The organism is Avibacterium sp. 21-595, assembly GCF_023611905.1.
Classification (GTDB): Bacteria; Pseudomonadota; Gammaproteobacteria; order Enterobacterales; family Pasteurellaceae; genus Avibacterium.
Window position 1 is genome coordinate 455,465 of sequence record NZ_CP091455.1, and the last position, 12,698, is coordinate 468,162.

The 12,698-nt window shown below is 41.1% G+C and carries 13 protein-coding genes; 9 read left to right on the top strand and 4 right to left on the bottom strand.

The annotated features are described in order from the left end of the window. Positions 1 to 68: 68 nt before the first annotated feature. The 4 genes from leuD to leuA form a co-directional block, all read right to left on the bottom strand. Positions 69 to 671, bottom strand: coding sequence for a 3-isopropylmalate dehydratase small subunit (gene leuD / locus L4F92_RS02130; RefSeq protein ID WP_250364032.1), 603 nt, complete (start codon positions 669 to 671; stop codon positions 69 to 71). 9 nt (positions 672 to 680) lie between these two features. Next, a complete protein-coding gene (gene leuC / locus L4F92_RS02135) occupies positions 681 to 2,090 on the bottom strand; it encodes a 3-isopropylmalate dehydratase large subunit (protein ID WP_250351526.1) in 1,410 nt (469 codons plus the stop codon). Positions 2,091 to 2,595: 505 nt separating this feature from the next. Continuing rightward, a complete protein-coding gene (gene leuB, locus L4F92_RS02140; RefSeq protein WP_250364033.1) occupies positions 2,596 to 3,678 on the bottom strand; it encodes a 3-isopropylmalate dehydrogenase in 1,083 nt (360 codons plus the stop codon). Between the two features lie 11 nt (positions 3,679 to 3,689). Next, positions 3,690 to 5,243, bottom strand: a complete 1,554-nt coding sequence (leuA, locus tag L4F92_RS02145) for a 2-isopropylmalate synthase (protein ID WP_250364034.1) — start codon at positions 5,241 to 5,243, stop codon at positions 3,690 to 3,692. Between the two features lie 525 nt (positions 5,244 to 5,768). Between leuA and ccmA the strand changes: the two genes are divergently transcribed. The 9 genes from ccmA to ccmI all read left to right on the top strand — a co-directional run bounded on the left by ccmA (position 5,769) and on the right by ccmI (position 12,635). Continuing rightward, entirely contained in the window at positions 5,769 to 6,419 is a 651-nt protein-coding gene (gene ccmA / locus L4F92_RS02150; RefSeq protein WP_250351529.1) for a cytochrome c biogenesis heme-transporting ATPase CcmA, read from the top strand. A gap of 45 nt (positions 6,420 to 6,464) precedes the next feature. Continuing rightward, positions 6,465 to 7,130, top strand: coding sequence for a heme exporter protein CcmB (gene ccmB, locus L4F92_RS02155; protein WP_250364035.1), 666 nt, complete (start codon positions 6,465 to 6,467; stop codon positions 7,128 to 7,130). 45 nt (positions 7,131 to 7,175) lie between these two features. Next, the gene (locus L4F92_RS02160) at positions 7,176 to 7,913 is read left to right on the top strand and encodes a heme ABC transporter permease (protein ID WP_250351531.1); all 738 of its coding nucleotides are present in this window, start codon (positions 7,176 to 7,178) and stop codon (positions 7,911 to 7,913) included. Between the two features lie 107 nt (positions 7,914 to 8,020). Continuing rightward, a complete protein-coding gene (ccmD, locus tag L4F92_RS02165; RefSeq protein ID WP_250351532.1) occupies positions 8,021 to 8,224 on the top strand; it encodes a heme exporter protein CcmD in 204 nt (67 codons plus the stop codon). Next, positions 8,221 to 8,736, top strand: coding sequence for a cytochrome c maturation protein CcmE (gene ccmE / locus L4F92_RS02170; protein WP_250364036.1), 516 nt, complete (start codon positions 8,221 to 8,223; stop codon positions 8,734 to 8,736). The genes ccmD and ccmE overlap by 4 nt, the downstream gene beginning before the upstream one ends. Then, positions 8,736 to 10,685, top strand: a complete 1,950-nt coding sequence (locus L4F92_RS02175) for a heme lyase CcmF/NrfE family subunit (RefSeq protein ID WP_250364037.1) — start codon at positions 8,736 to 8,738, stop codon at positions 10,683 to 10,685. The genes ccmE and L4F92_RS02175 overlap by 1 nt, the downstream gene beginning before the upstream one ends. Positions 10,686 to 10,704: 19 nt before the next feature. Next, entirely contained in the window at positions 10,705 to 11,250 is a 546-nt protein-coding gene (locus L4F92_RS02180; RefSeq protein ID WP_250364038.1) for a DsbE family thiol:disulfide interchange protein, read from the top strand. Beyond that, the gene (locus L4F92_RS02185) at positions 11,250 to 11,732 is read left to right on the top strand and encodes a cytochrome c-type biogenesis protein (RefSeq protein ID WP_250364039.1); all 483 of its coding nucleotides are present in this window, start codon (positions 11,250 to 11,252) and stop codon (positions 11,730 to 11,732) included. The genes L4F92_RS02180 and L4F92_RS02185 overlap by 1 nt, the downstream gene beginning before the upstream one ends. 3 nt (positions 11,733 to 11,735) lie before the next feature. Further along, positions 11,736 to 12,635, top strand: a complete 900-nt coding sequence (ccmI, locus tag L4F92_RS02190) for a c-type cytochrome biogenesis protein CcmI (protein ID WP_250364040.1) — start codon at positions 11,736 to 11,738, stop codon at positions 12,633 to 12,635. The last annotated feature ends 63 nt before the right edge of the window (positions 12,636 to 12,698 follow it).

The following is a 12,698-nucleotide window of genomic DNA, read 5'->3' on the forward strand; positions in this document are numbered from 1 at the left end:
ATACATTAAAACAATCAAAATTGCCAGCATTTAGATAAAATTAGGCTGACGTTATGTCAGCCTTAAATCTATTTCAAGAATGTAGGAATATTTTTCTCGTATGCTGAAATAGCCTCTTCGTGTTGTAAGGTTAAACCAATATTATCTAAACCATTTAATAGGCAATGACGGCGGAATGCATCTAGTTCAAAGGGATAGATTTTTTCACCTGTGGTAACGGTCATTTTTTCTAAATCCACATCAATGGTTGCGCCTTGATTTGCCCACACCCATTGGAAGATTTCTTCGATTTCCTCTTCGCTTAAACGGATTGGAAGCATATGATTGTTTAAGCTGTTGTTATAGAAAATATCTGCGAAACTTGGTGCAATCATCACTTTGAAACCATAATCGGCCAATGCCCAAGGCGCGTGTTCACGAGATGAACCACAGCCTAGATTTTTGCGTGTAAGCAAAATACTCGCCCCTTGATATTGCGGGAAGTTTAGTACAAATTCGGGATTGGGCTGAGTGCCTTCGGCATCAAGATAACGCCATTCATGGAATAAATGTTTACCAAAACCGACGCGTGTAATCGCTTGCAAAAATTGTTTTGGAATAATGGCATCGGTATCTACATTTGCCACATCTAATGGCACAACAATGCCTGAATGTTGTTTAAAGCCTGCCATAATTTCTCCTTAATATAATTCCACTTGACGAATATCGACAAATTTACCAAACACCGCTGCCGCCGCCGCCATTGCAGGGCTAACAAGATGTGTTCGGCCATTACGCCCTTGACGGCCTTCAAAATTACGGTTACTGGTGGAGGCACAGCGTTCCCATTCGCCTAGTTGGTCATCGTTCATTCCTAAGCACATTGAACAGCCGGGGTTACGCCATTGTGCGCCAGCTTCAATAAAGATTTTATCCAACCCCTCTTTTTCTGCTTGCTCTTTTACAAGTCCAGACCCCGGAACAACCAACACGCGTTTTACGTTATCCGCCACTTTACGCCCTTTCATCACCGCAGCGGCAGCGCGTAAATCTTCAATACGAGAGTTCGTGCAAGAGCCAATAAATACTTGATCAATGGAAATCTGAGTTAAATCTGCGTTGGGTTCTAAACCAATATAAGCTAAGGCTTTTTCCGCAGAGGCACGTATCACAGGATCACGCATTTCCGCTGGATTGGGTACGGTTTGATCAATACCAATCACCTGTCCCGGATTTGTTCCCCAAGTGACTTGTGGTGCGATGTCTTTGGCTTCTAATACGACTACCGTATCAAATTCAGCCCCTTCATCGGTTTTGAGTGTTTTCCAATAAGCGATAGCCTCATCCCAATCTTTACCTTTCGGCGCATAAGGACGCCCTTTTAAATATTCAAAGGTCGTTTCATCTGGGGCAATTAATCCTGCTTTCGCACCAAGTTCAATTGCCATATTACATACTGTCATTCGGCCTTCCATTGAGAGGTTACGAATCGCTTCGCCACAAAATTCTACAACGTGTCCTGTGCCACCAGCCATTGTGGTTTTACCGATAATCGCAAGCACAATATCTTTTGCAGTAATCCCCGGGGCAACTTTACCACGCACTTCAATTTTCATATTTTTCGCGCGGCTTTGTTTTAATGTTTGTGTTGCTAACACGTGTTCGACTTCTGATGTTCCAATTCCAAAGGCTAATGCACCAAAAGCGCCGTGAGTTGCGGTGTGTGAATCGCCACATACGATGGTCATACCCGGTAAGGTTAGCCCTTGTTCAGGTCCAACTACGTGAACGATACCTTGTTGTTTGCTATTCATATCAAACAACTCAATTCCTGTCTTTGCACAGTTTTTAGCTAATTCAAGCACTTGAATTTTGGCTTGCCCTTCCAATTTATTCACATCACGTACTTGCGTTGAAATACTGTGATCCATTGTGCCGAAGGTTTTTCCTACTTGACGAACTGGGCGGTTCGCGACTCGTAATCCATCAAATGCTTGAGGGCTAGTAACCTCGTGAATTAAATGGCGATTAATGTATAAAATCGGTGTTTCACCTTGTGATTCGTAGACGATGTGTGCATCGAATAATTTGTCGTAGAGAGTTTTTTTCATATTTCGCTCGTTATTTGGTATTTAATATTTGGTATCTGCTGTTTGGTTTCGCCTAATAGCGACTTCATTTTACTGTGGCTATGCCTTGCACTGCGTGCTGTTGCAAAAGCAACGTTCAACCTAAAAGGTGTCTTTGCTTGTGCAAAAAAGCTCTCTGCTGTTTTGCTTCCATTTTTTAGAATGAATTTTCCTAAAAATTTATTTACGTTTGGGCAAAACAGCAGGTAACCCGAAGTACTATCTTTGTTAAATTAAAAGGATAGTGAATATCCCGTTTTTCCCCTTTATAACTTGCCTGAATGAGTGGCTAAGTGGCTAGGGGGATTTTTCGTGTTTGAGCCTGCTTGCAGGCGAGTTAAAAATCCGCCGTTTGCCACTCCACGAAATGAAGAAAAGCAAGTTATCAGGGCGCATTTCTTTTGCTTCGTTTTCTTTGTGCGAACAAAGAAAATGAAGTTTCAGTTAGGTGAAACCAGATAAATTAATCAAGTTTCTTAATAAATGGCTAAGCCTTAATCTCCGCCACAATCAGATCCCCCATTTCCTTCGTTGAAACAGGTGTGTTTTCATCGGCTAAATCTGCTGTACGATAGCCATTTTCTAGCACTTTTTGTACCGCACTTTCTATTTCATTCGCCGCCTCATTAAGATTAAAGCTATAACGTAACATCATTGCGGCAGAAAGAATTTGTGCAATTGGGTTTGCGATACCTTTCCCTGCGATATCAGGGGCAGAACCGCCTGCAGGCTCATATAAACCAAATCCTTTTTCGTTTAAGCTCGCTGAAGGTAGCATTCCCATTGAACCCGTGATCATCGCACATTCATCAGAAATAATGTCGCCGAAAATATTTGAGCAAAGTAACACATCAAAAAATTCAGGTTGCTTGATTAATTGCATCGTAGCATTATCAATGTAGATATGATCTAACGTTACTTCTGGGTAATCTTTCGCAACTTCTTCAACCACTTCCCGCCATAAGATGGAACTGATTAATACATTGGCTTTATCTACAGACGTTAAATGTTTTTTACGTTTCATCGCGGTTTCAAAGGCAACTTTGGCAATGCGTTTAATTTCATAGCGATGATAAATTTCCGTATCATAGGCTTTCTCATTGTCTCCCTCGCCTTCGCGCCCTTTTGGCTGACCAAAATAAATGCCTCCCGTTAATTCACGGACGGTAACCATATCAAAACCTTTAGCGGCAATATCCGCACGCAATGGGCAGAATTTTTCTAAGCCTTTGTATAAGGTTGCAGGGCGTAAATTACAAAACAATGAAAAATGTTTGCGTAATGGTAATAACGCACCGCGTTCAGGTTGTTGGTTAGGCGGAAGATGTTCCCATTTTGGTCCACCTACTGAACCAAATAAAATAGCATCGCTTTGTTCGCAACCTGTTAAGGTGTCTTCTGGTAACGCTGTGCCGTGCTTGTCAATGGCAATGCCACCTACATCAAAATGATGGAAGTTAAGCTGAAAACCGTATTTTTGTTGTACGGCATCAAGCACTTTAATGGCTTCTGCCATCACTTCTGGTCCAATGCCATCACCACTTAATACAGCAACATTATAATTTTTCATCGTATCACTCCTTAATTGATCGAGTTTTTGCTTAATTTCAAATTTTCTACTTTATGTGAGCGGTAAATTGCATTGATGGCGTGGATCAGCGCACGGGCTGAGGATTCTACAATATCCGTTGCCAAGCCCACCCCGTGGAAACGGCGACCTTTATGCTCCACCACAATATCCACTTGCCCTAGTGCTTCAGCCCCTTCGCCTTTAGCTGTTAAGTGATAATTCAACATTTTTAAATCAATATTCGTGATGTTCAAAATGGCATTAAACACCGCATCCACTGGGCCATTCCCCCCACTGGATACTTGACTTAATTTTTCACCGTCTAGCTCCACTTGCACAAAGGCAGAGGCAGGTAAATGGCTGATCATTTGTGAAGTAATCACATCTAAGGTTAAACGATCCTCATCGCCTTGCTGCATATCAATAAAAGCAAGGGCTTCTAAATCATAATCGAACACTTGCCCTTTTTTATCTGCTAATTTCAAGAACGCTTCATACAATTTATCTAAATCATATTCACTTTCTTGATATCCCATTGAATCCATATGATTTTTTACCGCGGCGCGCCCAGAACGTGCCGTTAAATTCAATTTTTCTTTTTTCAAACCGATGGTTTCTGGCGACATAATTTCGTAAGTATTTTTATTTTTCACCATACCATCTTGATGAATACCAGAAGAATGGGCAAAGGCATTTGAACCAACAATCGCTTTATTGGGTTGAATTGGCATATTACATAATTGACTAACCATTTGGCTAACACGGTGAATTTCTTGTGTATTAATGCGAGTATCTACGCCAAACAAGGCCTGACGGGTTTTAATTGCCATCACCACTTCTTCCAATGCCGTGTTACCCGCACGCTCACCGATACCATTTACTGTACATTCAATTTGTCTTGCACCATTTTGTACCGCAGTTAAAGAGTTGGCAGTCGCCATTCCCAAATCATTATGGCAATGCACGGAAATAATCGCTTTATCAATATTTGGTACACGGTTCATTACATTGGCGATAATATTGCCATATTCCATTGGTAAACAATAACCCACTGTATCTGGAATATTCACTGTGGTTGCTCCCGCATTGATTGCGGCTTCTACAATACGGCAAATATTATCAATGCCTGTACGCCCTGCATCTTCACAAGAAAATTCCACATCATCGGTATAACGGCGCGCACGTTTAACCGCATTAATTGCCATTTCGACCACATCATCAAAGGTGCGACGTAATTTGCTTTCAACGTGCAAAGCTGAGGTGGCAATGAAAGTATGAATTCGGAATGCTTCCGCCACTTTTAAGGCTTCTGCTGCCACGTCAATATCTTTATCCACCGCACGAGATAACGCACAGACACGACTATTTTTGATATGTTCCGCAATGGTGCGCACGGATTCAAAATCTCCCGCAGAAGAAACAGGAAATCCCACTTCCATTACATCAACGCCAAGACGTTCAAGAGCAAGGGCAATTTGTAGTTTTTCTTTTACCGTTAAACTGGCTTTTAGGGCTTGCTCGCCATCGCGTAAGGTGGTGTCAAAGATAATCACTTGATCTGTCATAACTTATCCTTTCATTGATTTTGAATATAAAAAAACCCGCCTATAAAGTGCGGGTCAAATTTGGGAAATTTTTACATAACGTGTTTTTTATCCACAAGCTAGCCGCACAAAAATTGTGAGAGGAGCAGGTGGAGTGAAAGCAAAACACGAGTAAACATAAAACATAATCCTTCTTGAAAACGGTTTTATCTTACCTGCTAAAAATAAACTGTCAAACACTATTTTAGGATTTTTCTCTAAAGCAAACGATTTTCAATGTATTTATTTAGTTTAATATTTCACATTTTAATTTTATATTGGTTTAATAAACTAAAAGTGGCAAAAATGTTATTTTTTTATACCGCACTTTTCCTGAAAACAAGAGAATAAAATTTATTTTGATAAAGAAGAAAAAACAAATTTTGCGTTAAATCAATAATAGCCTACAAATACTACTAAAGGGGTAGCCTTTCTTTGCTGGAAGAACTACGCGGCGTTATCGCCTTATGATAGAATCAGGGCATTTTCCAATAATTGTCAATTTTTATGTCAATAATCAATCAATTACAGCTTGAACAAATTACCTGCCAACGTGGCGATAAAACCTTATTTTCCGAGTTATCTTTAACTTGGCAAAGTGGTGATTTTGTACAGATTGAAGGACATAATGGTATTGGAAAAACCAGTTTATTACGGATTTTAGTTGGGCTAGCCCAACCCGTTGTTGGGCAAGTATGCTGGAATGCTCAACCGATTAAACAATGCCGTGAAGCGTATTATTACCAGTTATTATATTTAGGTCATCACACGGGAATTAAACCAGAACTTACTGCGTGGGAAAATTTGAAATTTTATCAAGCCGTTAGCCAATGCCAACAAGGAGAAGAAGCCCTTTGGCAGGCATTGGAAAAAGTGGGCTTGATCGGGCGTGAAGAGATTACCGCGGGGCAACTTTCCGCAGGGCAACAGCGACGTATTGCCCTTGCACGGTTATGGCTTTCCCAAGCGCCTTTATGGATTTTAGATGAGCCTTTCACGGCGATTGACAAAAAGGGTGTACGCATTTTAACAGGCTTATTTGAACAGCAAGTGGAAAAAGGCGGAATGGTGATTTTAACTAGTCATCAAGCGATCCCGAGCGAACAATTACAGGTGCTGGATTTAGAGAAATATAAATTTGACCCACATCGTGCTTAGTCGCTATGCTCAAATAAAGTGCGGTGCAAAATGAGAGACGTTTTTATGCAGATATTTGCGCAAATTATCAAACGGGAATTACGCATTGCGATGCGAAAACAAACGGAGATTCTCAATCCGTTGTGGTTCTTTTTGATTATTATTACCTTATTTCCTTTGGTCATCGGCCCAGAACCGAAATTACTCGCCGAAATTGCCCCCGGGGTTGCTTGGGTGGCAGCGTTGCTCTCGGCATTATTATCTTTTGAACGTTTATTTCGTGATGATTTTATTGATGGCTCATTAGAGCAATTAATGCTCAGCTCACAACATTTAGCCTTAACCGCATTGGCTAAAGTGGTGGCACATTGGTTATTGACAGGTTTCCCCCTGATTTTGCTTTCCCCTATTGCTGCGTTATTGCTTTCTTTGGATAGCCATATTTGGTGGGCGTTAGTGCTGACATTGTTATTAGGGACGCCAATTCTAAGCTGTCTTGGTGCAATTGGTGTGGCACTTACGGTTGGGCTACGCAAAGGCGGTGTGCTATTGAGTTTATTGGTGTTACCTTTGTTTATTCCCGTGCTGATTTTTTCTTCGTCTGTCCTTGAAGCGGCGGCACTTACCTTGCCTTATAATGGGCAACTTGCTATTTTGGGCGCAATGTTATGTGCTGCATTAACCTTATCGCCTTTTGCTATTGCGGCAGCGTTACGGATTAGCGTGGAATAACGTGAGAAACTGATTTTTGATTTTAAAGTAAGGAAAATATTCATTATGTGGAAATGGCTTCACCCTTATGCTAAACCAGAAACGCAATATCGCGTATGTGGAAAATTACTTCCTTGGTTTGCCATACTTTCAACCTTATTCATTGCGACGGCTTTAGTATGGGGCTTAGCTTATGCACCAGCAGACTACCAACAAGGTAATAGCTTTCGCATTATGTATATTCATGTTCCAGCAGCCATTTGGTCAATGAGTATTTATGTGTCAATGGCGATTGCGGGAATCATTGGTTTAGTGTGGCAAATTCGCCAAGCACATCTTTCAATTATTGCGATGGCACCAATTGGTATGGTATTTACTTTTATCGCCTTAGTAACAGGGGCGATTTGGGGAAAACCTATGTGGGGAACGTGGTGGGTGTGGGATGCACGCTTAACCGCATCATTAATTTTATTTTTCTTATATTTAGGCGTGATTGCGTTGTATTCCGCATTCCAAGATCGCACAACAGGAATGAAAGCCGCCGCCATTTTATCCATTGTCGGTGTCATCAATATTCCGATTATCCACTTCTCTGTGGAATGGTGGAATACCTTGCACCAAGGCGCGAGTATCACCAAATTTGAAAAGCCATCTATTGCAACGCCGATGTTGATCCCACTGATTTTATCTATTTTGGGCTTTATGGCATTAACCATTTGTTTAACCTTAGTGCGTTATCGTTTAGCCTTATTAAATGATGAGAAAAAACGCCCTTGGGTAAAAATGTTAGTAAATAGCAAATAAATTTTGCATAAATTTGCACCGCACTTTTATTTTTTAAACATAATGTGGGGAGAAAACTAAAGTGCGGTGGTTTTTCAACGAATTTTTAATTTTATAAGGATAAGAGAATGTTTTTTAACTCTGTGAGTGATTTTCTAAATATGGGGGGCTATGGGTTTTACGTCTGGCTTTCCTATGGCATTTCTTTCTTAGCCATTGTAGGCTTGATCTTGCAAGGGGTGATGAGTAAGAAAAATCTCATTAATGAAATTAAACGTGAACAACAACGCGCCCAATATGAACAAAAACGTAGAACGGGAGAAAGCCTATGAATCCAAGACGTAAATCTCGTTTAACTATTGTTTTATTTGTGTTAGTTGGTCTCGCGGTGGCGTCATCGCTGGTGTTGTATGCGTTGCGTCAAAATATTGATTTATTTTATACACCAACAGAAGTACTTTATGGCAAAAATGAGAATGCGGAAACCAAACCGCACGTTGGGCAACGTATCCGTGTTGGCGGAATGGTGGTGGAAGGCTCAGTGAAACGTGATGCGAAAAGCCTGAAAGTGGTATTTGATCTCAATGATATTGGGCCTTCAATTACGGTGGAATATGAAGGCATTTTGCCTGATTTATTCCGTGAAGGGCAGGGCATTGTTGCACAAGGAGTATTAAAAACCCCGACTGTGCTAGAAGCCAGTGAAGTATTGGCAAAACACGATGAGAATTATGTTCCACCCGAATTAGGCGAACAAATGAAAAAAGTGCATAAGCCAATGGGCATTTTAGATTTAAGCCATGAAAGCGAACGTGATCGTCAAGAAAAACGAGAAGGTAAATAATGATTGCGGAATTAGGAAATTATGCGTTAGCCCTAAGTTTAGGCATTGCGTTATTATTGGCGATATTCCCTTTATATGGGGCAGAAAAAAATAATGCCCAACTGATGGCATTAGCACGTCCAATGACCTATGGGTTATTTGTGGCATTGAGTTTGGCATTTGCGTGCTTATTTTATCTATTCGCGACCAATGATTTTTCTGTGCAATATGTGGTCAATAATTCAAATACAACGTTACCCTTGGCTTATCGCTTATCTGCGGTATGGGGATCGCACGAAGGCTCATTATTGCTATGGATTTGGTTGCTCACCTTATGGAGTGCTGCGGTAGCCTTTTTCAGCAAGCCGTTACCGCAAGAAGCGGTTGCGCGCGTGTTAGGCGTGATGGGGGTTATTACGATTGGTTTTTTGATTTTTGTCCTCTTCACATCGAACCCTTTTACACGCACTTTTCCAAATTTTCCAGTGGAAGGGCGAGAATTAAATCCATTATTGCAAGATATTGGTTTAATTTTCCACCCACCCCTGCTTTATATGGGTTATGTGGGATTTTCGGTGGCATTTGCTTTTTCCATTGCCTCATTAATGACGGGCAAACTGGATACCGCGTGGGCAAGATGGTCAAGACCTTGGACAATGGCAGCTTGGGTGTTTTTAACCTTAGGGATCGTACTTGGTTCTTGGTGGGCGTATTATGAACTCGGCTGGGGCGGCTGGTGGTTCTGGGATCCGGTAGAAAATGCCTCATTAATGCCTTGGTTGGCAGGAACGGCGTTATTGCATTCGCTTGCAGTAACCGAAAAGCGGGGCGCATTTAAAGCTTGGACAGTATTGCTGGCGATTTTAGCCTTTTCCCTTTGTTTGCTCGGCACATTCCTTGTGCGTTCGGGTATTTTAGTGTCTGTACATGCCTTTGCTTCTGATCCAACCCGTGGACTCTATATTTTAGCGTATTTGATCGTCGTGATTGGTGGCTCACTGACCTTGTATGCTTACAAAGGCAATCGCATTCGTTCAAGAGATAATGCAGAACGTTATTCGCGCGAAACGATGTTGTTACTCAATAATATCCTTTTAATGACCGCACTTGCTGTGGTGTTTTTAGGTACATTATTGCCTTTAGTGCATAAACAACTTGGCTTGGGGAGCATTTCTATCGGTGCGCCATTCTTCGATCAAATGTTCCTTTACATTATGATCCCTTTTGCTTTATTACTTGGTATTGGACCGTTGGTAAAATGGCGTAGAGATCAATTTTCTGCTATCCGAACGCCGGTCATTCTTAGCCTAATTTTGATGTTAATTGCGGGGGTTGTGTTGCCTTATTGGTTACAAGATCGTATCACGGCAACCTCTGTGCTAGGCGTGATGATGTCGGTGATTATCACCGTATTAGCCTTATACGAATTACAACAGCGAGCTACTCACCGCCATCACTTTTTTGCAGGGCTAAGTAAACTTTCCCGTTCCCATTGGGGAATGGTGTTGGCACATCTCGGCGTGGCGATGACCGTCTGGGGGATTGCCTTTAGCCAAAATTACAGCATTGAACGTGATGTGCGAATGAACGTTGGTGATAGCATTGAGATTGCAGGCTATGATTTTAAATTCCAAGGGATTAGTGATGCGAATGGGCCAAACTATCTTGGTGGCAAGGCAGAAATTGAAATCAGTAAAAATGGTCAATATGAAACCACGCTGTATGCTGAAAAACGCTTTTACACGGTAAGTAAAATGTCAATGACAGAAGCCGCGATTGATTGGGGCTTTGCACGCGATCTCTATGTGGCATTAGGTGAAAGCCTTGGCAACGGCGCGTGGGCATTACGTTTATATTATAAACCGTTTATTCGTTGGATTTGGCTCGGTGGTCTCTTTATGGCGTTAGGCGGCTTGCTTTGTATGTTTGATCGACGTTACCGTTTCAAACAGTTATTAACGAAGGCTTAAACAGAATAAGAAGGTTATAATGAATAAAAAATATGCAATTCCGCTAATTTTATTTTTGGCATTGAGTATTGCCTTTTTCGTTCAATTACAGCGTAATTCCAACGGCGATGATCCCAAAGCGTTGGAAAGTGCGTTAGTGGGCAAACCTGTGCCAACCGCAATATTGCAAGATCTGTTTGACAACAAAACGCACGAGCAACGTATTTTTCAGCAAGGCAAGCCAATCTTATTGAATGTATGGGCAACTTGGTGTCCCACCTGCTATGCGGAACATCAATATTTAAATCAGCTTCATTCACAAGGGATAACCATTATCGGGGTAGATTATAAAGACAAAACGGATAAGGCGATTAAATGGTTAAAAGAGTTAGGCAATCCTTATCAGCTTGTGATTAAAGATGAAAAAGGCGCTTTTGGACTTGATTTAGGCGTCTATGGCGCACCAGAAACCTTCATTATTGATGGCAAAGGCATCATTCATTATCGCTATGCAGGTGATGTGAACGAAAAAGTCTGGCAAAGCACGTTACAGCCAATTTATCAAAAATTAATGGAACAAAAATAATGCGAAAAATTCCTTATTTTTTTACCGCACTTTTATTTTTTGCTATCACCGCCAAGGCAGCGATTGAGGTGCGGAATTTTGCGTCAGCACAACAGGAACAAGATTATCAAAGCCTCACCCAAGAGCTACGTTGCCCGCAGTGTCAGAACAATAATATTGCAGATTCTAACGCCACCATTGCGGTGGATATGCGCGAAAAAGTTTATCAATTGCTCAATCAAGGACAAACTAAACAGCAAGTGGTGGATTATATGGTGCAACGTTATGGCAACTTTGTTACCTACAACCCACCGCTCACGCCAGCTACGCTATTACTTTGGATTGTACCGATTGGCTTGGTGTTATTTGGTGGTATTTTAGTGTTACGCCGCAAATCCAAAACACAAATTCAGGCAAAGCAAAGTGCGGTACAAATGGATGATGAAAAATTAACCCAAGCAGAACAGCAACGTTTAGCAAAATTATTAGCAGATAAGGAATAATCAATGAATTTTTGGCTCATTAGTCTAGGCGTAACACTCTTGATTGCAGTGATTTGTTTCTATCCCTTATTATTTTCAAGCAAAACCGAACAGGATAGCAATAAGCGAAATAAGTTAAATAAAGCCTTTTATCTTAATCGGTTAAAAGAACTTGAGGATGATGAACAACAAGGCTTAATTGAAGATACCCCGCAGTTACGCACAGAATTGCAACAAACCTTATTGCAAGATATTCCTGAAAATGAACCGCTGCAACAAGATCATAAACAATATGGCAAAATTTGGTTTGTTTCAGGTTTTCTCGCGTTGGCTATTCTAGCGGGATTAGGCTATATGCGTGTAGGAGCGTGGCAACAAGAGGCTATGATTGAAAAAACTTATCAAAAATTACCGCACTTTTATGAACGCTTAAAGGAAGAAGAAAGTAAGCCAATGAATGAGCAAGAATTACAGCAGTTTGCGATGGCTTTGCGTTTGAAATTGCAAAAAGAGCCAAATAATGCGGCAGATTGGTGGACGCTTGGGCAGGCGGCAATGAATCTTAATGATGCACGTTTGGCTTATGACAGCTATGCAAGAGCGGTAAAATTAGATCCTGAAAATAAGGAATATCAGCTTTCTTATGCACGTATATTAATGTTCTCTGATGACCAAACGGATAAAAATAAAGGTATGGATTTACTCAAAGGCGTACTGCGTAAAGATCATACGAATTTACAGGCGTTAGGTTTGTTGGCTTTTCAATATTTTGAAGCTGAAGAATATAAAATGGCTGCGGTTACTTGGGCAATGATGCTGCGTTTAATTCCCAAAGATGATCCTAGAGTCGCATTATTAGAAAAAAGTATCCGTGCAGCGCGTGATGCGCAAGAAGAAAAAGAGAAGGCAAATCAGAAAAAGTAATGATGTGTGGCGTCGCGCCATTTGAAATACGCCAATCTTATCTTTTTCCTATTTGAGCGATAA